At 46.7% G+C, this 25572-nt stretch carries 27 protein-coding genes; 14 read left to right on the forward strand and 13 right to left on the reverse strand.

All coding sequences use genetic code 11. The annotated features are described in order from the left end of the window. Positions 1–280: 280 nt before the first annotated feature. The gene (locus ACF8CV_RS10135) at positions 281–784 is read right to left on the reverse strand and encodes a DUF2850 domain-containing protein (protein ID WP_020841634.1); all 504 of its coding nucleotides are present in this window, start codon (positions 782–784) and stop codon (positions 281–283) included. A 324-nt stretch (positions 785–1108) separates the two neighbouring features. Between ACF8CV_RS10135 and ACF8CV_RS10140 the strand changes: the two genes are divergently transcribed. Both ACF8CV_RS10140 and ACF8CV_RS10145 read left to right on the forward strand, forming a co-directional pair. Beyond that, a complete protein-coding gene (locus ACF8CV_RS10140; RefSeq protein WP_005464991.1) occupies positions 1109–1393 on the forward strand; it encodes a pyrimidine/purine nucleoside phosphorylase in 285 nt (94 codons plus the stop codon). Positions 1394–1563: 170 nt separating this feature from the next. After that, a complete protein-coding gene (locus ACF8CV_RS10145; RefSeq protein ID WP_005464981.1) occupies positions 1564–1845 on the forward strand; it encodes a hypothetical protein in 282 nt (93 codons plus the stop codon). 19 nt (positions 1846–1864) lie between these two features. On the opposite strand, the gene ACF8CV_RS10150 is transcribed toward ACF8CV_RS10145, so the two are convergent. Beyond that, on the reverse strand, positions 1865–3022 hold the full coding sequence (locus tag ACF8CV_RS10150; RefSeq protein WP_005464995.1) for a GGDEF domain-containing protein: 1158 nt from the start codon (positions 3020–3022) through the stop codon (positions 1865–1867). 575 nt (positions 3023–3597) lie between these two features. Here ACF8CV_RS10150 and ACF8CV_RS10155 point away from each other — a divergent pair. Next, a complete protein-coding gene (locus tag ACF8CV_RS10155) occupies positions 3598–4938 on the forward strand; it encodes an MATE family efflux transporter (RefSeq protein WP_015312755.1) in 1341 nt (446 codons plus the stop codon). 97 nt (positions 4939–5035) lie between these two features. Here the strand turns inward: ACF8CV_RS10155 and ACF8CV_RS10160 are convergent, their stop codons facing one another. From ACF8CV_RS10160 to ACF8CV_RS10170, 3 genes are all read right to left on the reverse strand, one after another. Then, positions 5036–6715, reverse strand: a complete 1680-nt coding sequence (locus ACF8CV_RS10160) for an RluA family pseudouridine synthase (RefSeq protein ID WP_138938165.1) — start codon at positions 6713–6715, stop codon at positions 5036–5038. 117 nt (positions 6716–6832) lie between these two features. Beyond that, the gene (locus ACF8CV_RS10165; protein WP_138938166.1) at positions 6833–7453 is read right to left on the reverse strand and encodes a DsbA family protein; all 621 of its coding nucleotides are present in this window, start codon (positions 7451–7453) and stop codon (positions 6833–6835) included. Continuing rightward, positions 7447–8313 carry an MBL fold metallo-hydrolase gene (locus tag ACF8CV_RS10170; RefSeq protein WP_138938167.1) on the reverse strand — a complete coding sequence of 289 codons (867 nt, stop codon included), beginning with the start codon at positions 8311–8313 and terminating at the stop codon, positions 7447–7449. The genes ACF8CV_RS10165 and ACF8CV_RS10170 overlap by 7 nt, the downstream gene beginning before the upstream one ends. Before the next feature lie 126 nt (positions 8314–8439). Between ACF8CV_RS10170 and ACF8CV_RS10175 the strand changes: the two genes are divergently transcribed. Beyond that, positions 8440–9327, forward strand: coding sequence for a LysR family transcriptional regulator (locus tag ACF8CV_RS10175; RefSeq protein ID WP_138938168.1), 888 nt, complete (start codon positions 8440–8442; stop codon positions 9325–9327). Between the two features lie 95 nt (positions 9328–9422). Further along, positions 9423–10226, forward strand: a complete 804-nt coding sequence (locus ACF8CV_RS10180; RefSeq protein WP_005497695.1) for a Cof-type HAD-IIB family hydrolase — start codon at positions 9423–9425, stop codon at positions 10224–10226. Positions 10227–10334: 108 nt separating this feature from the next. On the opposite strand, the gene ACF8CV_RS10185 is transcribed toward ACF8CV_RS10180, so the two are convergent. The 5 genes from ACF8CV_RS10185 to ACF8CV_RS10205 form a co-directional block, all read right to left on the reverse strand. Next, complete coding sequence (locus ACF8CV_RS10185; protein WP_005497697.1) at positions 10335–10724, reverse strand: hypothetical protein; 390 nt, start codon at positions 10722–10724, stop codon at positions 10335–10337. 24 nt (positions 10725–10748) lie between these two features. Further along, complete coding sequence (locus tag ACF8CV_RS10190) at positions 10749–11840, reverse strand: diguanylate cyclase (protein WP_138938169.1); 1092 nt, start codon at positions 11838–11840, stop codon at positions 10749–10751. Then, positions 11840–12301: an oxidoreductase gene (locus ACF8CV_RS10195; protein ID WP_005482833.1), complete on the reverse strand. Its 462-nt coding sequence runs from the start codon at positions 12299–12301 to the stop codon at positions 11840–11842. The genes ACF8CV_RS10190 and ACF8CV_RS10195 overlap by 1 nt, the downstream gene beginning before the upstream one ends. Positions 12302–12746: 445 nt before the next feature. Then, positions 12747–13586, reverse strand: coding sequence for an S-formylglutathione hydrolase (gene fghA, locus ACF8CV_RS10200; protein ID WP_138938170.1), 840 nt, complete (start codon positions 13584–13586; stop codon positions 12747–12749). Between the two features lie 61 nt (positions 13587–13647). Then, positions 13648–14796, reverse strand: coding sequence for an S-(hydroxymethyl)glutathione dehydrogenase/class III alcohol dehydrogenase (locus tag ACF8CV_RS10205; protein WP_005464962.1), 1149 nt, complete (start codon positions 14794–14796; stop codon positions 13648–13650). A gap of 293 nt (positions 14797–15089) precedes the next feature. On the opposite strand from ACF8CV_RS10205, the gene ACF8CV_RS10210 reads away from it, so the two are divergent. Continuing rightward, positions 15090–15896 carry an arylamine N-acetyltransferase gene (locus ACF8CV_RS10210; RefSeq protein WP_005464979.1) on the forward strand — a complete coding sequence of 269 codons (807 nt, stop codon included), beginning with the start codon at positions 15090–15092 and terminating at the stop codon, positions 15894–15896. An 80-nt stretch (positions 15897–15976) separates the two neighbouring features. Beyond that, positions 15977–16846 (forward strand): LysR family transcriptional regulator, encoded by an 870-nt coding sequence (locus ACF8CV_RS10215; RefSeq protein WP_005464972.1) that lies wholly within the window; start codon positions 15977–15979, stop codon positions 16844–16846. Here ACF8CV_RS10215 and ACF8CV_RS10220 read toward each other — a convergent pair whose 3' ends face one another. The 3 genes from ACF8CV_RS10220 to kdgR all read right to left on the reverse strand — a co-directional run bounded on the left by ACF8CV_RS10220 (position 16847) and on the right by kdgR (position 20294). Further along, the gene (locus ACF8CV_RS10220) at positions 16847–17557 is read right to left on the reverse strand and encodes an exonuclease domain-containing protein (RefSeq protein WP_006740951.1); all 711 of its coding nucleotides are present in this window, start codon (positions 17555–17557) and stop codon (positions 16847–16849) included. It lies immediately after the preceding gene. Between the two features lie 2 nt (positions 17558–17559). After that, positions 17560–19428 (reverse strand): DUF294 nucleotidyltransferase-like domain-containing protein, encoded by a 1869-nt coding sequence (locus ACF8CV_RS10225; protein ID WP_005482867.1) that lies wholly within the window; start codon positions 19426–19428, stop codon positions 17560–17562. Between the two features lie 83 nt (positions 19429–19511). Then, a complete protein-coding gene (kdgR, locus tag ACF8CV_RS10230; protein WP_005460804.1) occupies positions 19512–20294 on the reverse strand; it encodes a DNA-binding transcriptional regulator KdgR in 783 nt (260 codons plus the stop codon). Between the two features lie 255 nt (positions 20295–20549). Between kdgR and kduD the strand changes: the two genes are divergently transcribed. The 7 genes from kduD (at position 20550) to ACF8CV_RS10265 (ending at position 25510) form a co-directional block, all read left to right on the forward strand. After that, entirely contained in the window at positions 20550–21311 is a 762-nt protein-coding gene (gene kduD / locus ACF8CV_RS10235) for a 2-dehydro-3-deoxy-D-gluconate 5-dehydrogenase KduD (protein WP_005482916.1), read from the forward strand. A gap of 18 nt (positions 21312–21329) precedes the next feature. Continuing rightward, the gene (locus ACF8CV_RS10240; protein WP_005497706.1) at positions 21330–21854 is read left to right on the forward strand and encodes a YgjV family protein; all 525 of its coding nucleotides are present in this window, start codon (positions 21330–21332) and stop codon (positions 21852–21854) included. 7 nt (positions 21855–21861) lie between these two features. Further along, the gene (locus ACF8CV_RS10245; protein ID WP_005467181.1) at positions 21862–22182 is read left to right on the forward strand and encodes a cupin domain-containing protein; all 321 of its coding nucleotides are present in this window, start codon (positions 21862–21864) and stop codon (positions 22180–22182) included. 40 nt (positions 22183–22222) lie between these two features. Next, positions 22223–22858: an RpiB/LacA/LacB family sugar-phosphate isomerase gene (locus tag ACF8CV_RS10250; protein WP_005460779.1), complete on the forward strand. Its 636-nt coding sequence runs from the start codon at positions 22223–22225 to the stop codon at positions 22856–22858. 77 nt (positions 22859–22935) lie between these two features. Continuing rightward, the gene (locus tag ACF8CV_RS10255) at positions 22936–23847 is read left to right on the forward strand and encodes an alpha/beta hydrolase (protein ID WP_138938171.1); all 912 of its coding nucleotides are present in this window, start codon (positions 22936–22938) and stop codon (positions 23845–23847) included. A 98-nt stretch (positions 23848–23945) separates the two neighbouring features. Beyond that, complete coding sequence (locus tag ACF8CV_RS10260; protein ID WP_005482884.1) at positions 23946–24875, forward strand: sugar kinase; 930 nt, start codon at positions 23946–23948, stop codon at positions 24873–24875. An 11-nt stretch (positions 24876–24886) separates the two neighbouring features. After that, complete coding sequence (locus ACF8CV_RS10265; protein WP_005460834.1) at positions 24887–25510, forward strand: bifunctional 4-hydroxy-2-oxoglutarate aldolase/2-dehydro-3-deoxy-phosphogluconate aldolase; 624 nt, start codon at positions 24887–24889, stop codon at positions 25508–25510. Positions 25511–25572: the final 62 nt, after the last annotated feature.

Genomic DNA, 25572 nt, shown 5'->3' on the forward strand with positions numbered 1-25572 from the left:
AAAAGCATCACACTCAGCATTTCAGAGAGTTTTTTTTCGTCAAAAAAAATTAAAACGGTTTTCGAGTCACATGAGAGAACTTAAATAAAACCCACACTCTGTTACACGGAAAATGTAAGACTGAGTCAATAATTTATAAATATTTGGCAGGAATTAAATTAATTGTTTACTCAATTTTGGTGGGTATAAATGCGACGAATATCTTATTTGATTGTTTATTAAGGTTTTATTTCATCGCGTAGAAGTGCCTTAGGACGGTAAAATAGTGGTAAAAAACGTGCTAGTCGCGACTGAAATGTTCACTCAGAGCGGCTCGTCGTTTTGATGCTGCGCCCACTTCTGAACCTTGAACAGTATGCTCAAATCCCTTTCGAATGAATCGCTGATCTGGGATTCGAGGTTCAATTCGGCGTATTTGTGGTGACAGATGAGAGCCAGAAAGTTGATACGCAGTTTCACCTAATCCGGTATTTAAGGTGATGACTTTGCCATCAAACGCAAATTCCGTCGTGATCAAACGATGATTTCGATACACCCCATCGGATGTAAAAATAAGGCGTTCGGTTTGATAAGGTGGAGCACCAATTTCGATCCACTCACCATAGACGTGTTCGGGGTTGATGTAATCTTGGTAGGAGACGTGGAGCTGATAAGCGAAAAAAGCCACCAAACTGCAGACAAAAATAACGAACGCACTTTTTACCATCTTAAGCTGGTGTCGAGCCCAAAATGAAAGTTGCGGTTCTTTATCTTGTTTCCTTTTCCTGCGAGCGGGTATGGCCATGAGTACTCTTATCGTCCTTTTTTAATATGGTGGAAACCTTCCGCACTAAAAACAAACAATCTCGCCGTTGCGACCCAGAAACTATGATCTAATGTCCACTTTTACAATCGGATACACTATTACTGATTGATTTGTCGTTAATGATTGACTCCTTAGTGATTAAGAATGGGCTGCAAATTTCGAATTATTCTTTCCTGTTGCGTTAGCCAAATTCTGCGCTGATTAACTGAGTTCTCAATTCGGTAGAATCTCTGTGCTTTAAAGGCTTGAGTCGCAGAAAAAAACAGGGTAAAAAAGAGCGGACTTTTGATAAGGAAACCAATAATGAGTATTAAGGAAAATAGCTATTTTGCAGGCGGTGTAAAGTCACTAGGTTTTAACCAGCACGGACAGGATGTTAGTGTCGGTGTGATGCTTCCGGGCGAGTACACATTTGGTACGCAAGCTCCTGAGCGCATGACAGTCGTTAAAGGTGCTCTCGTGGTGAAACGCGTAGGTGAAGCCGATTGGACAACCTACAGCAGCGGTGAGTCATTTGATGTTGAAGGTAACTCATCTTTTGAGCTGCAAGTGAAAGACGCAACGGCTTACTTGTGCGAATACCTATAATCGGTACAAATGCTGAATTGCTTTAAGCCACCTTCGGGTGGCTTTTTTAGTTGCGTAATTTCCTTGAACTGGCGCACGAGATATCGCTTAGAATTCGGTATCTTGGCGCTATTTATGCGCAACTGTGTATATACTTAGTATAAGTACACCCATCAACCAAGGAGGAAGTGATGGCAGTACAACGTAAGCATTCTGATCTCCCTCCTCGCTACGAAGCGAGCGATTTAACGAATGAACAGCGACACCGCTTTACTGAAGTAGCGAACGCGGCGCACAAAAGACGCAAGTTTTACAAACAGGCGATAGAAAAAAGCTTGGTCGGAAAAATGAAGGAGCGAGCTTTTAAGCCAGTGATTGCACCACAACAAGGAAAACCAAGCCGGGCGCGTCAAGCCTTCTGGTTGATCGTGTTTTTAGCGCTAGGGTTGTGGGCGATGCACTTTTTTGCATAATCGGGCGACTCACAGAGGCTTAGCACGCCTCTGTCATCTCAAGCATTGATTCTTGTTGTTTGCGCAGCTCACCAGCATGAGAACAATGTTCGTAAAACGCGTACTGATTTTTACCCGTGTGTTTCGCGGCATACATCGCTTTGTCTGCGCAGCGGGTAAGCTCTGATAAATCGTTGGCGTCTTGTTTATAGATTGCGGCTCCTACGCTCATCGTCAGCTCATTATAGGTATCGTAGTTTTGATATCCCTTTGGGAACAAATTAACGATGCGATCCAAAATGCCATCTAGGTCTTGTTTACTGCGCACATCGTAAAGCATTAACACGAACTCATCGCCTGCGAAGCGCGCAATGGAGTAGTCATGTTTATCGGTTTTTCGGTCGCTGTTACGAATGCTTTTCTTCAATCGAGTTGCAAATGCTTTCAACACTTGGTCGCCAACATCGTGGCCATAGGTGTCGTTGATGTACTTAAAATTGTCGATATCGAGAAAAACCAACGCGGTGACACTGCGTTCGTCTGAGTGGTCAATGTCGTGTAGTTTTGCTCTAGCCCACGTTTCAAAGCTCCAACGATTCGCTAAGCCCGTCAGTTGGTCTAGGTAGGCTAACTCCTCAATCCCTTCTCGGTAAAGGGTTTGAATGTAGCTGACGACTTTTGCGTAGTAGTAGGAGAAGGTATGGCAGACAAAACTGATGGCTATCAAGGTGAACATGAATCGGCGTTCGATCATATCGCCAGTGGCAGGTAAGCCGTCTAAAAATGTAATGCCAAAGAAAACCAAAATCATGTAGGTAGCGCTAAAGAGTAAACCGACTTTGAACTCGTTAATCAAAATGATGGTTGCGACGATGGGGTAGAGCCACAATAACTTTCCGGAGGGCGCATCATTAAAAAGAAGCAGTAATAACCCCTCAAACATGATGACGGCGCTGAGCAGTAAATCGGCATATTTGTGATGCCTTTGTACTTTTATGAGATAGCAGATCCCTAAGCAGGCGATGGCACTGAAGGCATGCAAAACGCTTAACCCCCAATGATTTTCGAGCGATTGGACGATAGCGCCGTACACCAATAGTGTGGCGGCAATGCTAGAACACAGAAAAACGATTTTCTTTTTTCTCGTCGAGCGGATATCCGCCATTTCTTCTAGGCGAGCCCCGGCCAATGTCGACATCTTCTATCCCTACTTAAATTGATATGTACGTCTATTCTAGGCGGTATTTTAGCGATAAATAGAATAACAAAATCGCCAAATGTGAACTTAGTCATGTTGCGAGGTGATTGAATCTTGTAAGGAATTTTCTGGGTGTGACGACGCCAAGGGTTTTGTTTATTACGATATCTATCGATATGTTGCCTGCAATATGGTGATGAGGGTTACAAAGTTACCTTGATGTGTGCACGTTGATAAATACAGATAATGCATAAAAACGGCTGTTGGTGAGTCGATTCTCAATTCGCTGAATGGCGTCATTTAACGGCGTTAAGCCACTTATCAACCGCGTACCTATTGAGCTCATTGTTCGTCAGTCGATGATTTCTAAGCTCCGTCAATGAGTCGCGTGGGCTTGAAAAATCATTAGAAATATTTTCCTCAAATGACAGGAATTATTGTTGTCGTTGTGACCAATCTCCGACTAAAATCCGCGCTGAATCTCAGTTTCATCTCAAACGAATCCCGAATTACTTTTTATAGACTGCCTCACAGTTCTCTGCGAGGCAGTTTTAGTTGTTGGAAAGGTTAAAAACATGCCTAAAAGCCAAAACATCAACCAACGAATGTCCATCGTGGCATTGGCTTGGCCGATTCTTGTCGAAATTTTGCTACGGACGGCTTTAGGAACCAGTGACGTGTTCATGCTGAGTGGCTACTCGGACAAAGCCGTATCCGCTGTTGGTGTGATCACGCAGATTACTTTTTTCTTAATCATCGTTTCGACGTTTGTCAGCAGCGGAACGGGGATTTTGATTGCCCAATACAATGGCGCAGGGCGCGAGCAAGAGTCTGTGAATGTCGGCGTAGCAAGTATTGCGCTGTCTGTGATCATCGGTGTGCTATTGAGTGTGATTGCCGTACTTGGCGCGATATTCCTGCTCCCGTATTACGGTTTGGAGGCACAAGTCGAGCAATACGCACGTGAATATTTGCTGATCAGCGGAGCGATGACGTTCAACGTCACCATAGGCATAGTCTTTACGACCATTCTGCGTAGCCATGGCTATTCGCGCTCTCCAATGGTGGTGAACTTGATCTCGGGTGTGTTCAACATCATTGGTAACTATATTGCGCTTTACCAGCCATTCGGTTTACCTGTGTATGGTGTGCAAGGTGTAGCAATAGCAACCGTCGTCAGCCAAGTCATCGGTACGTTAATGTTATGGTTTATTCTCGCTCGCAGCAGCATTGAACTACCAATGTCGACCATGAAACAAGTGCCCGCAGAAATTTACAAAAAGATCTTAAAAATCGGCGGTATGAACGCGGGTGAAGTGCTGTCTTACAACGTGGCGCAAATCTGCATTGTGTACTTTGTTGTGCAAATGGGGACGGCATCGTTGGCGGCTTTCACTTATGCACAAAACATTGCCCGTTTCTCGTTTGCTTTCGCGTTGGCAATTGGTCAGGCTGCGCAAATTCAGACTGGTTACTACATCGGCAAAGGTTGGGTGAGCAGCATTTTAAAACGCGTACAAATCTACTTCTTAGTGGGATTTGTGGCATCAACGGCGGCAACCACACTGATTTACCTGTTTAGAGAAGAGATTCTGCGCGTATTTACCGATCAACCAGAGATACTCGCATTGGCAGGTTCGTTAGTCATGGGCTCAATTTTGCTCGAAGCCGGACGTGTGTTTAACCTGATTTTTATCGCGGGGCTCAAAGGCGCGGGTGACATCAAGTTCCCAGTGCAAATGGGGATTTTGAGTATGTGGGGACTAGGCGTGCTTTTCTCTTACATCTTTGGCATCCACTTGGGTTATGGCGTTTTAGGGGCTTGGATGGCAATCGCACTCGATGAATGGGTACGTGGTATCATCATGGCAAGGCGTTGGCGCTCTCAGGTGTGGACCAAGTTTAAGGTGAGCTAACGGTTTTCGGTATCGCGCATCACGCTTATTCTGTTGTTAGAAACCAAAAAAGGCACTGTTAGTCAGTGCCTTTTTGTTATTTAAAATCTGGAAGACGTTAGAATTCGCACTCAGCTTTGAACACCATGCGCTCTTTGCTGTATGGATGATCCAGCTCTAGCATCTCAGCATGCAGGTGTAAGCGATTCGCTTTTTCGCCGTATAAACCATCACCAACCATTGGCATGTTTAATCCCATGTGATGAGCACTGTGTACACGTAGTTGGTGAGTTCGCCCGGTTTTCGGATACATGTATACCTTGCTGCGTCCATCTTTGACTTCAATCAGTTGCCAGGAGGTTTCCGCATGTTTCCCGTGTTCAAAACACACCAGTTGACGTGGGCGGTCGTCGGGGTCACCACGCATTGGCAGTGAAATTTCCCCTTCCGGCTCGTTTAATACGCCTTCGAGCAGTGCCATATAACGTTTTTGTACGCCGCGAGCCATAAACTGTTTTTGCAGACTTTTGTTCGCGCGCTTGGTTAAGGCAAACACCAAAATGCCAGAGGTCGCCATGTCGAGGCGATGAATCACAAACGGCCCTTCCACATCAGGGAACATCGCTTGTAGGCGAGTATAAGCAGAGTCTTTGATGGTTTTACCCGGCACTGAAAGTAAGCCCGAGGGCTTGTTGACGACGACCATAGCGTCGTCTTGGTAGATTATCTCTAGCTCTTTGTCTTCTGCCCAATTCTCCGCCAATGGGTTAGGTTCGACATCCAGCCCTTGCATCATATGGCCTAAAATCGGCTGACATTTGCTATTACACGATGGGTAGAACTTTTTGTGTTGGCGAACTTCAGACTTTGGCGAAACACCCCACCAAAATTCTGCCAACGCCAGCGGTTTGAATTCGTGTTTAAACGCGTATTGGAGCAGTTTTGGCGCAGCACATTCCCCTGCACCTGCTGGTGGTATTGGGTTTGTGGTGTCCGCAAAAATGTCCACCAAGTCGCGTGCTTCGCCATGGTTGTTTAGAAAGCGGTATTGTTTATGCAATTTGTGCTGCAAAGCGTTGGAGAGCGTTTTGCGCTGCTCTTTCAGATGAGCAAGTTGCTGCTCTAACTCGGCCAAGCGCGCTTCTTTGATTGCAAGCTTTTCATCCCACGCTTGCTTTAAGTATTTGAGAACGTTTTTCTCGGCGACACTTTGCTTACCCAACTCATCCAACAAGATTTTGAGATCATCGGCATTGAGCGTTTGCTCGCCCTGTTGGCGCTGTCGCTTGCGTGCTGCTCGGCCATCAATCATCACTTGGCGCTGTGTTTGCTCCTCTTGCTGATAAGCGGCTCGGTCGGCTTGGATTTGCGCTTTAAGATCCGCTAATTCCGGATTCGCGGCACAGGTTTTGTACTCCGCATTGGCGGCGTTGATGGCATCCGTTTCTGCGCGGAAGAAGCCTTCATCGGTCAGCATGTCGTACACAGGAGGGACAAATCCTGGAATCAAGTTTTGGTCAGCAATTTTGCCAGAAAACGCACTTAAAAAGCCGAGATCGCCTTGAGAGCTTTCTACTAGTAATACGCCAAACATTTTGCCTCGTCCCGTTTCTTCATTAACCAAACCAAAATCGTGTTCGAAGTCGGTTTGCGCTAATAAGTGCTGTTGCAATTGCTTTGCAGCCATAACGCAAAGAGGATGCGGCGTGTAGTAGAACGGAAACGTAAACTGCGTTGGTAATTCATAGTCAGAAGTATCAGCAGTAAAACGAGTAAAACAATGTTCAGGCGAGTGCATGGTGGGTATCCGCGCGAGTAAAAAATCGAGCGAGGATTGTACCTGTTTGAGTCAGGATTGCCATGTCGGTGTTGGCACTCGCTCTTGGATTAAGAACAAGAGCGAGTGGGGAAGAGCTTATTGCAGTTTTTGTAATGCAAGCTTCCACTGCGCCGGTTTGTCGTAGTAGGTCGAGTGCGGCAAGGTCAAGTACTCGCCATTTACTTCTGCAATCAGGGTTGGATAACCACCAACGTGTAACTGGCGCATCAACTGTCGGCTAGAGCGAACTCTCTCGTTTAGTTCGGCTTCGCTTAACGTCATGTTTTGCTCCCACGCATCGTTTGCTAAACCTAGCGATTCTGCAATGGCTTTGAGCGTCGATGCTTCATTCACTTTTAACCCGAGCTGATAATGCGCGGATTGGATGGCCTTCAGCATGTGCCATGGATTCAGCCCCATTTTCTCCGCACTCAAGATCGCTTGTGTTGGTAGATAAGAATCAAGAACAAACGCATCTTCGCTTTTCACGCGTTGCAGATATGCTTCACCAAACGTTGCTCCGGTTTCGGTTGCGATACGAGCGTCACTGTTGATGATGTGCTGACGAAATTCAGGCTCAATCGCGCGTTTCTCAATCATACCGCCGGGATGAAGCTCCACCTTAAATTGAGAGGTGTCCATCAAGGCTTCGATGAGTGGTGATGCCCCGTAGCACCAACCACACATGGGATCGAAGAAGTAATGCACGGTTACCATGACATTTCACCAGTATGCACTTTCGCACCGATTTCTAGCGCGATTGGCAATTGAGCTTCTGGGTATTTCGCTGACATGGTGTCAATGAGTTGAACGCTGTTATTGCTGTGTTTTTTCGCTTGCTGAAAATCCTGCAAGTATTGTTGCGAGTAGCGAATGGTGTCTGCGTTCAGCTTTGTACCTGCTTTCATGTGACCAGGAATGACCACTTGAGGTTTAAGCGCAAGCATCTCGCTAAGCTGCTGCTCCCAAGCATTGATGGCGGTTTGGTCAGCGGCATCGGCCATCCACAAATGTACGTTTGAGTACACGGCTACGTTACCTAGAATCGCTTTGTTATCTGGAATCCATAGGTAAGGGCGGTGTGCTGATGTGCCGTGGTTACCACGAATTTCAATCTTATGACCTTCTAGCTCCAATGATGTTTTGTCGTACGCGACAGGGATCAATGGTTTTACCGGTGCGTTTGCGCCAAGCTTTGGTCCCCAGTACGCCAGCTTTCCAGCCAATTTCTCTTGAATAATTTTTTGAACCGCAGGCGTTGCGATGATCTGCGCATCAGGGAACTGTTGGTGTAGGGCCTCTGCGCCAAAATAGTAGTCTGGGTCTGCTTGGCTGATAAAAATGGTTTTAAGCGTTTTGCCTGAGTCCAACACTTTAGCGGCAATGCGCATCGCATCAGCTTTGGTGAAGCCAGTGTCGATGACCATGGCGTCAGTCTCACCGTATACCAAGGTTGAGTTAACGTGGAAGCTGTTACCGTCGGCGTTGTAAACCTCAAGAGTAAGGGGAGAGTGGTTAGCCGCTAGGACAGGGCTTGCCATTAAAACGGATGCAGCAATCAAAGTGAATTTTTTCATAATAAGCTCCTAAAGAATTTGGGGCCAAGCGACGATGGCTTGGGAACGGGAGCTATATTAGGAAATTGATACGCTCGGAAAAATACACAATAATGTGCATCACTATTTCTTATTTCGAGCAAATGTATGGACAGAGTAACGGCAGCAAAAGTATTTGTGGATGTGGTGTATTCTGGCAGTTTTACCGCGACCGCCGAGCGGTTAGACATGTCTCGGCCAATGGTGACTCGTTATGTAGAGGCGATGGAGAACTGGCTGCAAACTCGTTTGTTGCACCGCACCACGCGCAAGGTGTCGCTCACCACCGCAGGGGAACGCAGCTTGCCTCAGATTGAGCGCTGGTTAAAACAGGCCGATACGTTGACGTCGAACATTGCCGTTGATGGTGAGCTGTCCGGAAAAATCCGTCTCGCGTCTAGCACTTCATTTGGATTCTCACAGTTGATCCCAGCAGTAAACAGTTTTATGCAAAAGCACCCCAAAGTGCATATCGACATAGATCTGCAAGATTCAGTGAGTGATCTAACCGAGCAACGTATCGATCTGGCAATCCGAATTGCGTCAGATCCCGATCCTTCTTTGATTGGTAAGCCGATTGCGGTGTGTGAATCGGTGTTGGTGGCATCGCCGCGATACTTGCAAACTCACCACGCGATCGCGCATCCGCGAGATTTATCTTCACACGACTGTTTGGGTTACAAAAACTTTGAGCGTCACGTGTGGCATTTGTCTCAGGGCGACCAGTTCGAATCGGTGGGAATTGAGTGTCGCCTAACCAGCAATGAGGCCACGGCGTTATTGCATGGCGCGTTACAAGGCATGGGTATTTCGATGCTGCCAACCTATTTGAGCAATATCTATCTGCAATCGGGTCAGCTTGAGTCGGTGTTGCCGAATTGGAAGCCAAATGATCTCAACATTTACGCGCTGTATTCATCACGTAAACACTTGTCTCCTGCGGTGAGAGCCTTCATCGATCACAGTGAAGATTACTTTAAACTGCACCCTTGGTAATCGCGAAAGGCGTCGTTGTCCCGACTTGAGATTCATACAAGATCCTGTACCTTACATGGATATATTTTTCGCAGCGTCATTTAGAGTTTTAGTTAATGTCACAAGTTCGCATCAAATTTATTGCTTCCGATATGGATGGCACTTTGCTTGACCAATACGGTCGTTTGGATCCAGAGTTTTTCGACCTGTTTTTGCAACTGGAAGAGCAAGGTATTTTGTTCTCCGCTGCGTCTGGTCGTCAGTATTACAGCCTGCGAGACACGTTCGCGCCAATCAAAGATAGAGTGTTGTATGTGGCCGAAAATGGCACCTTGGTGATGTACCAAGACAAAGAGCTCTACAGTTGTACCATTCCTAAAGCGGAAGTGGCGGAGATTGTGCAAGCGGCTCGTGAAATTGACGGAGCGAACATCGTATTGTGTGGCAAGCGCTCTGCGTACATCGAAACGCATGATCAGCAATCACTGGAAGAGTTTCAAAAGTACTACCATCGCTGTGAAACGGTGACGGATTTGCTTGAGGTCGAAGACGAGTTCATCAAGGTAGCGATTTGTCACTTTGACGGTTCGGAAGAGCTCCTGTTCCCGACCATGAACGCGAAGTTTGGCGCAACGCATAAAGTTGTAGTGAGCGCAAAAATTTGGCTGGATGTGATGAATGCCGAGGCGTCTAAAGGCGCGGCCATTAAGCATCTTCAAGAGACGATGAATTTTACTCCGGCCGAAACCATGACGTTTGGTGATTACCTCAACGACCTCGAAATGCTGCAAGTCAGTGAGCATTCGTACGCGGTTGCCAATGCGCATGAAGAGATTAAGAAAATCGCTCGTTATTCTGCGCCAAGCAACCAAGAGGCTGGAGTACTCAAAGTGATTAAAGAGAAAGTGTTAGCGAAGTAACGCCCTCCTTTCGATGTTACTTTCTTCTTAACGTAAAAAGCCCCGCAGTACATGCGGGGCTTTGTTTTTTTTGTGTGTGATGGGAGGGGGTAGTAATGTTCCCGTTTTTTAGCGCACGTAGTTGGCAGTTGCGCTGACTAAAAAGTGCTGCAACTTTCCATCCGATTTTGGTACCCACAAGTCGTTGTGGTATTGGTAGATACGACCATTGACGGTCACAGACAAGGTGTTATCACCCGTTTGTTCCATACGAATAAACTGATCCGAAGTGACCAAAAACGGCTCTTGCTCTTCAATGCCCTGACCTGTTGCCAATACGAAGTAACCGAATCGGTTACCAGCATCTGGATCGGTTGAGTAGATTCGATGGCCAACGAGGCTATAGTCGTCGTTGAGTGCCTGCTCAAGCGTTTTTTGCCCGATGGTTTCGTGCGATGGGATAAACACCCAAGCCAACACACCTGCCGCAATGACTGCCAGTAGAAGCAGTACTTGCATGAACTTTCTCATCATAAATACCGTTTAACGTTGAAATTTCATTTTGTACATGCGCTTATCCGCTATGCTGATAAGAAAGTCAACATTATCGCTGTCACTTGGGTAGTGCGCGACGCCAATACTGGTCGACAGTGACGATACGTTGTTTGCGTTCAGAACCGGAGTATCAAACACGGAATGGATGTGTTTTTTCGCCTCCTCTGCATCGACGTCTGAGGACTCAATCACGACAGCAAACTCGTCTCCACCCATCCGATAGGTACTGAAGCTATCAATATTCATGTCTTTCAATCGCTTGGCAATTTCGCACAATACCGTATCACCAGCTTGGTGGCCGTACGTGTCATTTACGTTTTTGAACCCGTTTAGATCCAACAGACACAAAGAAAAAGCCGTTCGGTTGCGGGTGTTATTTCTCAACGTGACAAACAGAGCATTTCGGTTGCCAAGACCAGTAAGGGGGTCACTCAACGCCAGCTTACGATGGAAGTGCGATTCTCTGTAGAAGAAGTAAGTCAGCGACAAAATCGACAAGACGAAAGTGGCAAACAGCATATATTGCGCTTTCATCAATCGTTGGCTTTCATCTTTTTGTGTCTCGTACACTTGGCTGGTTAAGCGAAAGTTCTGGTTCACAAACTCCACTAAGTTTAAATACAGCGTTTGAGTGGCGCGATAAAACTGAGCTGCCGCTTGGCTGTCTCCGGTTTTGGCTTCCACCAACAGAGGTTCTAACTCTTTAAACTCATTAAACAGTTGCAAAAAATATTGCTGAATTTGATTGCGAGAAAAAAAGGTGTAGACGTCTTTACTATTTATTAATAAATCAAAACGGCTCCAAGCAAGCTCATACTGAAGTTCTGCACCTTCTATTTTTAAAACATTTTCGTCCAGTCGACGTGCTTCACTGACGAGCTCAGAAAGTTCTTTCGATAACTGGAATAAAAACCATGTCGCTTGTTTTTGCTCATCAGTAAAACTTTGCGCTAATACCCGAGTTTGTTGGAGCAATATGACATTTGCGAGCAATAAAGAAGTGGCAAAAACCAAAAGGAGCATTTTGCTGGTCGTCGAATAATTTTTTTGTTTAATTGGGTAAGCTTCTGATAACTTCATTATTTTTGTTTTATTTTCATCTCATTAACTTGCCACACCATTTGGGCATGATATTCATTGTGATCCAATTCAGGATATTGACTGAGAGGGTATATCACCCAGTAAGGGCCTTTATTTCTCACTTTGATGTAATGATGATCTTGCTGGTACGCCAAAATTGGCTGATAACGAACAATATCTTTGCGAGATAAGGTGGAGTGATAGTTGTTTAAACTGCCGATATCGACTTGCTCTGGGATGCTTCCATAAACATGAGTCAGCAGCGTGCTGAGCTTTACACCAAGAAACTCTGAAGATTGTTGAATCCAAGGTAAATCAGTGGTGTAGCTGGTGGTTGGGAGAGATTGAAGCTCTTCCAGTTTAAGTGTGACGCTAGGTTGCTGAGGACTACTAAAAGTAATGGAATTGGCAGAAAGGAATGGTGCGAACAGCAGCAAACTGAGTGATACAATTTTTTTCATCATACGCCCTTTTGTTTTTTATTCTTTTTACCGAGCTAGAACAAAAAGTTGCTAGCGGTAAATTATTTATGATTTTAATGACAAAGCCAACCGTATGAGATTTTATAATATGTTATGTTTGAAAAGTAACTGTAGGTTTACTTCACGTCAAGGTTCTTTAGTGACTTCTTAATTAAAAGGTCATTAAAAAGAAATTATTATCGAGTTATATGACGATTTAACGTCATTTAGCCGAATTTCAATGAAAATCCATACCATTCTCACTTAATGAACTCTCGCTCAGAATTAACATTGAATTTAAGATTTAAATAATGAGCTCAACATGTTTGGTGTACGTTGGATTTTATTGGAATAATTGCACTTATTTATTAAATACGTCATACAATAAAGCCACCTAATTTGGTGGCTTTATTTTTATATATCATCAAGTTATTTTCATTGTCATTTACGCAAATAAATATTTTGCGTGAAAGTTTAAATGATTGTCTATAAAGCTCGATATAAAGTAATAACTGTGGTCGTAGCCAGATTGCATTCTCAGATTCAATTCTGAACCGTGTTGTTTTGCTGCGGCTAATAAGACTCCCGGTTTGAGTTGCTCACTCAAGAAACCGTCCGCATCGCCTTGATCAACCAAAATTGGTAAGGGTGATTTTTCTTTCTTCAAAAGCTCACTTGCATCGTATTGCTTCCAACTTTCGATATCAGTGCCCAAGTATGCGGTGAATGCTTTTTGTCCCCACGGACACTGCATTGGGTTGCTGATTGGGCTAAATGCTGAAATCGAGCGGTATAGTGTCGGATTCTTAAGGCCAATGGTGAGCGCACCGTGTCCGCCCATGCTGTGGCCAGAGATTGATTTCACATCCGATACTGGGAAGTTGGCTTCGATGATGGCTGGCAGCTCTTGCGTGACGTAGTCGTACATATGGTAATGCAGTGACCACGGTGCTTGAGTGGCGTTGAGGTAAAAGCCTGCGCCTTGGCCTAAGTCGTAACTTGCATCATCGGCAACGCCTTCACCACGCGGGCTGGTGTCCGGAGCAATGATGGCAATCCCAAGTTCTGCCGCCATACGAAATGCGCCGGCTTTCTGCATAAAGTTTTCATCGGTGCAGGTTAAGCCCGACAACCAGTATAAAGCGGGTACTGGGTTGGATTTGGTCGCATTCGGCGGCAAGAAAATCGCAAAACGCATGGTGCAGTTCAACGCTTTAGAATCGTGCGTATATTGTTTGTGCCAACCGCCAAACACTTTGGTTTGGCTTACATTTTCAATGGTCATGGATAAACTCTCTAACAACAGAATGAATTCAGGCTCCCCCTACGGAGAGCCTGAGTCAGCATTACTTATCCATATGGATAACGGTACGGATGCTCTTACCTTCGTGCATCAGATCAAATGCTTTGTTTACGTCTTCCAAGCCCATCGTGTGAGTAATGAACTCTTGTAAGCCAAACTCACCCGCCATGTAGCGGTTTACGATTTCTGGAAGCTCAGAGCGACCTTTCACGCCACCGAACGCACTGCCGCGCCATACACGACCCGTAACCAGCTGGAATGGACGAGTTGAGATCTCTTGACCTGCACCCGCAACACCGATGATCACCGACTCACCCCAACCTTTGTGACAGCACTCAAGCGCTTGACGCATTACGTTTACGTTACCGATACATTCGAATGAGTAATCCACACCGCCATCCGTCATTTCAACAATCACTTCTTGAATTGGTTTGTCGAATTTTTGTGGGTTGATGACGTCTGTAGCACCAAGTTGTTTCGCTAGGTCGAATTTGCTTTCGTTGATGTCGATACCGATGATGCGGCTTGCTCCTGCCATGCGCGCACCGATGATTGCTGAAAGACCGATGCCGCCCAGACCAAAGATCGCAACCGTGTCGCCTTTCTCAACTTTTGCAGTGTTCAGAACCGCGCCCATACCAGTCGTTACGCCACAACCTAGTAGACACACTTCTTCAAGAGGCGCTTGCTTGTTCACTTTGGCTAATGAAATTTCAGGCAGCACTGTGTACTCAGAGAAAGTAGAACAACCCATGTAGTGGAAGATGGTTTCACCGTTGATAGAAAAACGGCTTGTACCATCTGGCATCAGACCTTTACCTTGTGTTTCACGAACGGCCTGACAAAGGTTGGTTTTGCCCGATTTACAGAACTTACACTCGCCACATTCAGCGGTGTAAAGAGGAATCACGTGGTCGCCAACCTCAACGCTGGTAACACCTTCGCCAACCATTTCAACAATACCGCCACCTTCGTGACCAAGAATCGAAGGGAAGATGCCTTCTGGATCGTCGCCTGACAGAGTGAACGCATCAGTATGACAAACACCTGTCGCGACGATGCGCACTAGCACTTCACCCGCTTTAGGAAGCTGTACATCCACTTCTTCCATTTTCAGTGGCTCGCCAGCCGCCCACGCAACCATTGCCTTGGATTTGATGTGAGTTTGACCAGGTTTGATTTCAAGAGTCATTGGATTTTCCTTTATATTCTCAGTATATGGAGTGACGTAATAAGCGTAGTTAAGGTTTGCTTCCTGCGCTGCGTCGTTTTGTTGGTGTCCATTCTAGGTGTTTCAATAAAAATGATAATCCGTCCATTTTGAAAATGATTTTTACATATACGTAATAATGTTAAAGTGAGTGGACAACAAGAGTGTGATGCCTCCTCAAAACAGAAGGGAAAACGGAAAAGGCGATTGACCTGAGGTTAGGTAGAGGGACTAGAGTAGAAAACAATCAACCCATCAGATAAGTAAGAGTGATTATGAATAAGACGGATCTGAACGCCTATTTAACCAAGCTCGGTTTGCCGAGTGAGTTACCCGCCGATTTGGAGTCATTGCACAAGATTCACGTAGCGCAGCACCGTTGCCTGCCGTTTGAGAACTTTGATATTTCGTTGCAGCGTGGCATCTCTGTTGAGATTGAAGACATCATTCAAAAAACCGTGTATCACTCCCGTGGTGGCTACTGCTTTGAACTGAATGGCTTAATGCTCGATGTGCTCAAGACCCTCGGGTTTGAAGCGCGCAGCTTACTTGGGCGTGTTCACGTGATGGGGACGCCGACAGGTCGCAGCCATCAAATCACGTTGGTGACGCTGGATGAACAAGCATGGATTGTCGATGTAGGCTTTGGCTCCAATACGCCGCGCGCGCCATTGCCGTTTATCCTCAACCAAGTGATTCAGACGGATTTACAAACCTTCCGCTTTGTTGAAGATGCCCAGTTTGGTTACTTCCTTCAAGTTTTGTCAACGGACGGAACGGACACATGGAACAACCTTTATAGCTTCGATTTAGAGTTTGTGTTTGCAGGTGACATCGCGTGTGGCAACTTTTTTACCTCCACTTCTCCCAACTCGCGTTTTACCAGCGCAAGAGTCGCGGCGAAAGCAACAGAAAGTGGGTTGGTGACATTGCTTAACTACACACTCAAATACACCAGCCAAGGTGAGCAGACAGAATTGGAGTTAGAGCCGGGCCAAGCCTATCTGGATGCATTGAAAGAATACTTCGGCATTGAGCTTGATGCACAGTACGGCGATCTTCGTCCGTTGCCTGACGCGTAAAATTCTCCCGTTTTCAAAGCGTAGCGCGACGAGAACATTTTCATCACTATTTGTCTAAAAGAGGTCGACAGGAATACAGCATGGCGAATTGGGAAGGGGTCAGCGAATTTGTTGCTGTGGCGGAAACCAACAGTTTTACCGGAGCAGCAGCTAAGCTGAAAACATCGGTGGCACAAATCAGTCGTCGGGTATCGGCACTTGAAGAACGACTTGCGGTGAAATTGCTGCATCGCACGACGCGAAAAGTCTCCCTGTCTGAAGCCGGACAACTCTATTACCAGCAGTGTAAACATTTGGTGGAAGGGTTAGAACTGGCCGAGCTTGCTGTCACGCAAATGCAGACCGAACCGCGCGGTTTGCTGCGCGTGACGGCTCCTGTGACGTATGGGGAAATGAATCTCGCGCCGCTTTTGCATCAGTTTTTGGAAAAGTACCCGCGTGTGGATCTTGATTTAGTGCTGACCAACCAAAAGCTGGATTTGATTGAGCAAGGTGTGGACGTGGCGATTCGTCTTGGCCGCTTGCAAGATTCCAGCATGATCGCCAAGCGTCTTTCCTCACGTCAAACCTACGTGTGTGCCAGTCCGATGTATTTGGAGCGTTTTGGTGAGCCACATACGTTGTCGGAATTGGGACGGCATCAATGCTTGGTTGGCTCGGTCGACTACTGGCACTTTAAGGAAAATAAACGCGATAAATCTTTACGCGTGTCGGGACGGATTAAATGCAACAGCGGTTTTGCTTTGGTGGACGCAGCGAAACGCGGTCTTGGTTTAGTGCAGCTGCCGGATTACTACGTTCAAGAAGCATTAGACAGTGGTGAGTTAGTCGAGGTGCTGACCGATTACCGCGACGATCGCGAAGGCATTTGGGCGCTGTATCCGCAAAGTCGCAATTTGTCGCCAAAAGTGCGGTTATTGATCGACTTTTTGGCGCAAGAGTTGGCGTGATCAGCGCATCAACTGACGCAACGTGACATCCGGAAGCGCGGTCAGTTTTTTACTTTGCACCAAGAACAACTCCGCGCACGCCAAGGCATCACTGGCGGCTGAGTGCGATAAGTACCCCGGCAGGTGATAATAGCGGCGCAAATCGTCCAACTGATAACTGCTGTGCGCGCCGCTTTTCCCTGCATAGCTAAACTGCTTTTCGATTTGCAGAGTGTCGATAAAATACGCGGGGAAATCCTCTACTTGGTAGCGAGAGGAAAAATAAGCGTGAATGAAGGCTTTTTCAATGCAGCATCCGTGGGCGAGCACCACTTTTCCTGTGATGCGTTCCAACAACCGATTCATGCCTTCATCCAATGGCAGTCCTTTGGCGAGATCTTGCGGAGTTAAGCCATTAATTTTCGCTGTTTCTGGTTTGATGAATTGTCCGTGACAAATGTACCACTCTTTGGAGCTGGCGATATCAATGCCGTCCAACGTTAGGTCAACTACGCCAATCGATAAGATTTTATCGCCTTGCGCGTCCACGCCTGTGGTTTCAAAGTCCAACGCAACAAAACTCAAATCCTTCAAGGTCGTTGAGTCATCCACCAAAGGCTGTTGAAGATAGTCTTTCAGCACGATTGGCCAATCGTCAACAACGTGAATGGCTTGGCGTTTTTGCTCAGGAGAGAGCGGCGTTTCCCACCGTTTAAACCAACGTTTAATCATGGTTACGCCCCTTTCACAAACTTCAGTTTCGCGACATCTTGCAGCTCACTGATGATCTTAAATGCATCTTTTAAGTGCTTGCGTTCAAAGCTACTGAAATCATCGGGTGCGATGTGGTTGTCAGGTGTGGTGCCTGCCAGAATCGCATTGAGTTGATGACGGAAACGTACTTGAGTAATAAAGCGATAAGCGCCAATGATGTTTTCGACACTGTCTTTCGACAATGTGCCGTGCTGGGCTGCGTAGCGAAAACGCTCTTCTGTGCCAGTTAACGAGCCGCCAGCGGCAAGACTGAAAATACGCGCCAGATCGATGATCAGATTCAAGGCGTACTTTTTGATGTTTAACGTGTTGCTGTTTTCCCCGCCTTTTTCCAACACCAAATTGTTGAAAATGCCAAGTGGCGGCTGAGTGTCAATCGCGTCTCGCACCAAAGCCGGAATAAAGCTCGGGCTCTTTTGAATGCAGTCATGCAAGTGTTGTTGGATTTGGTCGACAAACTCGCGGTTGCCGTGAATGGCACGTACTTCAAGGAATACGCTAATGCTCAATAGTTTGTTGTATTCTGGGCTGGCCACCCACTTCTGATAGTACTCTTTCCAACGACGAATTGGCTGACACCACTTTGGTGATGCCGCCATGTACTTGCCGTCACAAAGCGGATAGCCGCATGCCGCCAAACCATTACACACCCGCATGGCGAGGTGAGTGAAGTACAGTTTATGTTCTTCGGTGGCGTCATCGGAAAGCACAATCGCACTGTCTTGGTCCGACAGCATGTGCACTTCGTTACGGGCGTGAGAGCCTGCAACCAACCACGCGTAATCACACGGCGGTGGTCCCAGCAGTTCTTCATTGAGCTGGATGATGCGGCGCGTGAAAGCGTCCATGATCATCGACATCACTCGACCCTGAATTTCCGCACTCACACCGCTTTCCACCAACGCTTGGAAAATGGTTTGACGTTCTTCTTTCAAAGCCGCCAGCGCGTTGAGTGAACTCGCGTATTTGATTTTCTCAATTAAGAACAAAGACTGCGTGCGGTGGTTATGCACTAAGTGTGTTGTCGTTAGAAGTCCTTTCACTTGCTTGCCATGCACCACGGGCAAACAGCGAATGTTGTACTGCAGCATCAAGGAAATGGCTTGAATCACCTTAGCATCGTCTTCGATCAACACGGGGTTTGGTGTCATCACGTCGGCAATGGGCTGATTGGTATCCATGTCTTGTGCGACGACCGATTTCGTCATATCTCGGTCGGTGACTAAGCCAATAATCTCGCCTTCTTTCATCACAACGGCACAGGAGCTGCGTTGTTTGCCGCACATGGTTTGCGCCACACTGCGGATAGAGTCGTTCACATCGACAATCGCAATGTTTTCACTGGCGATCTCGCCAACGGTACGAAAGAACAGCCCTTTTTCTTCTTTTCGACAAACGTACTTCACCGCAGAACTCAAGCGCACATTGGCTTGGGCGGCAAAATAGTCGGCAAATTCTGGGTGTTCTTCGCTGACCAGTTTTAGCTCAGAATGGGGGATCAAATAGAGCAATGAATCTTCAATCGCTTCCGCTTGGTAGCCATCTTCGGCATTTTCGAGTGGGTCGAGGAAAGTAAAACCAAATTGGTCATCTTGCCCAAGGCGTGCACGCAGTTCGCCATTAGGCGTGCGCTGTTCAATGGCGCCGGTTCGGATAATGTAGAGGTAACGTTGATCGCACAAGGCGCTAAAACCGATGGTTTCACCCCTCACGAGGTACTTGACCTTGACGGAGTTCGCGATGCTTTCAACCACAGGTTCTGGCAGTTTATCAAAGGGGTCAATTTTGATTAAAAAGTCGAAGATGTTTGGAGTGACGGATGTGCCCATGGTTTACCTCTAAAATGAACCGGTGTTTCAACATTGTTCTAAGTGGCAAAAAAAGCAGCCTCGCGGCTGCCTCTTGTTTCTGATTATGCCGGGTAATCGTGGTAACCCAATTGCTCAGAAATGTTTTTACCTGCTTGATGCAGTAAGCCGACGTAATATTCCATTCTCTCTTCATCGAAACGGATGGTTGGGAATGAGATAGACAAGCCAGCAATGATTTGACCAAAGCGGTCATAAATCGGCGCAGCGATACAACGAAGACCTGGTTCTTGCTCTTCGTTATCTTCTGCATAGTGGAAATCGCGCACTTTCGCCAATTCTTCTAGCACTTGATCGGTGTTTTCCAATGTTTTTTCTGTGTGCTTAATGAACTCGACATCGCTCAATACGTCACGAACGAAGCTTTCATCGCGCTCAGAAAGCAGCACTTTACCAATCGCAGTACTGTAGAGCGGATTGCGACGACCGATGCGCGATTGCATGCGTAGGTTGTAGCCAGAGTCGATTTTGTGGATGTAAATGATGGCATTTTCATCCAGCGCACCAAGGTGCAAGGCTTCGTTGGTTTGTTCTGAAATGTGGCGCATTTCTTTGTCGGCCAGTTCGATCAGATCGACGTACTCAAGCGATTTTGCGCCCAACTCGAACAGCTTAAGTGTTAGAGAGTACTTATCCGCTTCGCCTTCTTGAGACACGTAACCGAGCGATTTCATGGTTTGCAGAAAACGGTAAGTAGTCGCTTTCGACATCATTAGACGTTGTGAAAGCTCTGAAACGCCGATGGCTTTCTGTTCACCAAGTGCTTGAAGAATATGAAAAACCTTAAGTACTGACGAAACCGCTTCAGGCTGAGTCGACTTTTCCATTGTTGCCCCTTTCATTCTTAGTTTTCTGCATTATATCGCTGAAAAATTTAAGAACCAGTATTTTTAAAATGCCTTTTCAAAAATTTGAAACCGCGCAATTAAAGAATCCAGAAAAACTAGATCGCAATCAATATTTTTAAAACGCCTTTTCAAAAAAAATTGCAAACAGTTTCTTTTTGGGTCAGGATGAATGCATACAAAGTGACATGGCCAAGACGCCAAATCACGACATTACCTACTATTGAGGAAAACGACATGATTCTTGATTCATTTAACCTTGAGGGAAAAGTGGCCATTGTTACTGGTTGTGACACTGGTCTTGGTCAAGGTATGGCGCTTGGTCTAGCAAAAGCGGGCTGTGACATTGTTGGCGTAAACATCAGCGAACCAACAGAAACGATTGAGAAAGTAGAGGCTGAAGGCCGTAAGTTCGTCGATATCCGCGCTAACTTAATGAAACTAGACGACATCCCAACTATCGTTGACCGCGCAGTAACCGAACTTGGTCGCATTGATATCCTAGTGAACAACGCGGGCATCATTCGTCGTAACGACGCCATCGAGTTTTCTGAGCAAGATTGGGATGACGTAATGAACATCAACGTGAAGTCTGTGTTCTTTATGTCTCAAGCGGTTGCAAAACAGTTCATCGCGCAAGGTGAAGGCGGCAAGATCATCAACATCGCATCAATGCTTTCTTTCCAAGGCGGTATTCGCGTGCCTTCTTACACTGCGTCTAAAAGTGGCGTAATGGGTGTGACTCGCCTAATGGCAAACGAATGGGCAAGCCACGGCATCAACGTAAACGCGATTGCTCCGGGTTACATGGCAACCAACAACACGGCGGCATTGCGTGCCGATGAACAGCGCAACAAAGAAATCGTAGACCGTATTCCTGCTGCTCGTTGGGGTACGCCAGAAGATCTAGCTGGCCCTTGTGTATTCCTAGCATCTAAAGCTGCGGATTACATCAACGGCTACACCATCGCAGTAGATGGTGGCTGGCTAGCGCGCTAATCGAGTTGCGAGAAGGTGATGGTGGATACCACGATATTAGCGCAAGCTTTAGGGTTTATTAGTTTTGGTTTGGGATTCTCCGTCTTCTACCAGAAGAATGACAGGCACCTAAAAATCTTGATGCTGATTTTTAACCTCAATCATCTTCTCCACTTTTTATTGCTGGGTTCGATGGTCTCTGCGCTGAGCGCATTGCTGTCGGCGCTCAGAACGACCACGGCGATTTTTGTCTCGTCGAAACGAGTTGCTGCTGTCTTTATTGTGATCAGTTTAGTCAGTGGCTTTTGGGTAGCAGAGCAATGGCGTGATTTATGGCCGATTATCGGGACGGTGATTGGTACATACTCGGTGTTCTGCTTGTCAGGGATCAGGATGCGCATTGGCTTTTTGCTCGGCGCGTCTTGCTGGCTAACCAATAATATTCTGGTGGGTTCCATTGGTGGAACGCTGTTAGAAATGACCGTGATCGTGATGAATTTATTGACGATTTATCGCTTACATCGTCAGCAATCAGAATCCATGATTAATCAATCAAGTTATTAGGTGAACCATGTTCGTATTTAACCAAGACATTCCGATGGAAGATCTCGGCGAAGGGATTTCACGCAAAGTACTGGCACACAGCGACAACATGATGTCGGTAGAAGTGCACTTTGAAGAAGGTGCAATTGGTGCGATGCACTCACACCCGCACGAGCAGCTGACTTACGTGCTTTCTGGTGAGTTTGAATTCACCATCGGCGATGAAAAAAAAATCGTCAAAACGGGCGATACTATGTACAAAGAACCAAACATTGAGCATGGCTGCGTTTGTCTGAAAGCGGGTGTACTTATCGATACTTTCACCCCAATGCGCAAAGATTTTGTTTAAGAATTGAAATTTGAATGCGGAGTTTCCGCAGGAGTAACACATGAAAATTGCACTAATGATGGAAAACAGCCAAGCAGCGAAAAACGCAATGGTGGCTGGCGAGCTTAACTCTGTAGCAGGTGGCCTTGGTCACGATGTTTTCAATGTTGGTATGACGGATGAAAACGACCATCACCTAACTTACATTCACCTAGGTATCATGGCGAGCATTCTGCTGAACTCAAAAGCTGTGGACTTCGTGGTAACTGGTTGTGGTACTGGCCAAGGTGCATTGATGTCTTGCAACCTACACCCTGGCGTTGTTTGTGGTTACTGCCTAGAGCCATCAGACGCGTTCCTGTTCAATCAAATCAATAACGGCAACGCGATTTCTCTAGCATTTGCTAAAGGTTTTGGTTGGGCGGGTGAATTGAACGTTCGTTACATCTTCGAAAAAGCGTTCACAGGCAAACGCGGCGAAGGTTACCCAATTGAGCGAGCAGCACCTCAGCAAGCGAACGCGGCTATCCTAAACAACGTGAAATCAGCGGTAGCAAAAGACGTGGTTGAAGGTCTACGTGCTATCGACCAAGAGCTAGTGAAAACTGCAGTAGGCAGCACGCAATTCCAAGAGTGTTTCTTCGCGCACTGCCAAGTACCTGAAATTGCAGAATATGTGAAGTCGCTACTAGACTAAGCACTCATTTTATCGGGAAATAGGTTAAGGCCAGCCATTGTGCTGGCTTTTTTTGTTTTTAAGCCGGAGAGAATGCCATGCACGTTGCGCCGATTACTTCACTACAGACTTGGTTTCCTGAGAATCTCGTTTTGCCTTTGTGGTCTGAGCCTCAAATCCCCTCCCATCTGGTGCAAAGTTATCAAGAAAGAAATCCGAACGAGTTGTTACCAGATCGCGCTGTGTTTGACATCACGCATCCAGAAATTGTCGTGTTTGAACCAGAGCAATCCAACGGGATGGGTATTTTATTGATGCCCGGTGGCGGTTATCAGCGAGTTTCGGTGGATAAAGAAGGGGCGGACAGCGCACGCGTGTTGAACCAAGCAGGTTTTACCGTGTTTGTGATGACCTATCGCATGCCAAACGAAGGGCATGAATTTGGATCATGGACGCCACTGGCGGACGCGCAGCGAGCAATGCGTTTGGTGCGTCAGTTGCCTTTGGCGTCTCATTTATCATCTATTGGTGTGTTAGGTTTCTCGGCTGGCGGACACGTTGCAGCGAGCTTAGCGACGAGTCACGCATTGGATATTTATCCTCTTCAAGATGAGGTGGACCGTGTATCTGCCAAGCCCGATTTTTGCGCTTTGATGTACCCGGTGATCAGTATGAACACCGACATCGCGCACATGGGCTCGCGTGCCGAGTTACTGGCTAATTTGGAACGTGAATCTGACCTTCTCCGATTCTCGCTAGAAAAACAGGTGACGTCAGACATGCCGCCTTGTTTTCTTTTACATGCCAGTGACGATACCGCCGTGAGCGTGGAAAACAGCATCGTGTTTTGGCAAGCACTTCGCCAGCACGGAATCGCGACCGAAATGCACTTGTTTGAGCAAGGTAAACACGGTTTTGGTATTCGCGATGCGCAAGGTTTGCCTGTTGCGGCGTGGCCGCAATTGTTCTCTGCATGGCTACAAAATCTGACCGAGAAAGCACGCAGATAGATCAAGCTCACGAAATAAATGAACCGTTGTTTTATTTTTATTGTTAACTGGTTTTGTAATTGCAATAATGGCGACATCAAATACTGAGGAGACTTCCCATGAACCCAATCAGTCGTGTCGCCATCATCGGCGAATGTATGGTGGAGCTTAAAAAACATGACGGCGTGCTACAGCAAGGTTTTGGCGGTGATACGCTCAATACCGCGGTGTACCTTTCTCGTCTAACCAAACAACACGGGGTTGAAACTTCGTATGTGACGGGATTAGGGCATGATCCGTTTAGTCGTGAAATGCTAACGGCATGGCGTGAAGAGGGGATCAATACGGACATGGTCTACCTTTCTGAAGATAAATTGCCAGGCATCTACGCGATTGAAACCGCCGAAGATGGCGAGCGTAGCTTCTTTTACTGGCGTAATGATGCGGCAGCAAAATACTGGTTGCGTGAGCGAGCATTGCTGTCGTTGGTGAAAGATCTTTGCCAGCATCAAATGATCTACCTGAGTGGCATTAGCTTGGCGATCATCTCGGACGATTGTCGTCAGATGTTGATTGAGCTGCTAACAATGTGCCGTAAAGAAGGTGTAAAAATCGCATTCGATAACAACTTCCGCCCTAAGCTCTGGCCTAACATCGAGCAAGCTCGTGATTTTTACTCAAAGATCCTCAGCGTCACCGACATGGCATTTTTGACCTTCGATGACGAGGTCATGCTGTGGGGAGATAAGCACGAAGATGAGGCGATCAGCCGTACGAAAAACTTTGGCGTGAAAGAGATCATCGTGAAACGTGGCGCGGACGACTGCTTTGTTGTAACACAAGATCAACAACACACCGTTGCGGCCTTGAAGGTTGATGCTGTGGTGGATACCACGGCGGCAGGTGATTCTTTTAGTGCGGGTTATCTGGCAAAACGAATTTTAGGCGGAGACGTTGCTGAGTCTGCGCTTGCTGGCCACAAAGTGGCTGGCACGGTTATTCAACATCGCGGCGCGATCATTCCAAGCCAAGCGATGCCAACTATTTAAGGAACGATGAAATGAAAGATCTGAACCAACAACTTTCAGAAATTAAAGTAGTCCCTGTTATCGCGATCAAAGACGCAGGCAAGGCAGTGAAACTGGCACAAGTGCTGATTGAAAATGGCCTGCCATGTGCTGAAGTGACGTTCCGCACTGAAGATGCCGCTTTAGCGATCAAAAACATGCGCGAAGCGTACCCAGAGATGCTGATTGGCGCGGGAACTGTGCTGACAAGCGCGCAAGTGGATGAAGCGATTGATGCGGGCGTGGACTTTATTGTGAGCCCAGGTTTCAACCCAACTACAGTGAAATACTGCCAACAGCGCAACGTGACCATCGTCCCTGGTGTCAACAACCCAAGCTTGGTTGAACAAGCAATGGAAATGGGTCTGCGTACGCTGAAGTTTTTCCCAGCAGAACCGTCAGGCGGCGTCGCGATGCTAAAAGCATTATCTGCGGTTTATCCTGTAAAATTCATGCCAACCGGTGGCGTGAGCCCAAGCAATGTTAAAGATTACTTGTCTATTTCTTCAGTCTTAGCGTGTGGTGGTACTTGGATGGTACCCGGCGATTTGATTGACAACGAGCAATGGGATGAACTGGCGAAGCTGGTTCGTGAAGTTGCGGGAATTATCGAATAATTCCTCACCCCGGTTAGCGCCGAGAACTATCGTAGATAGTCGAACGATCTTTTGAGCAATTT

It is taken from the genome of Vibrio sp. zbq_1 (genome assembly GCF_043102935.1).
Taxonomy (GTDB): Bacteria; Pseudomonadota; Gammaproteobacteria; order Enterobacterales; family Vibrionaceae; genus Vibrio; species Vibrio parahaemolyticus.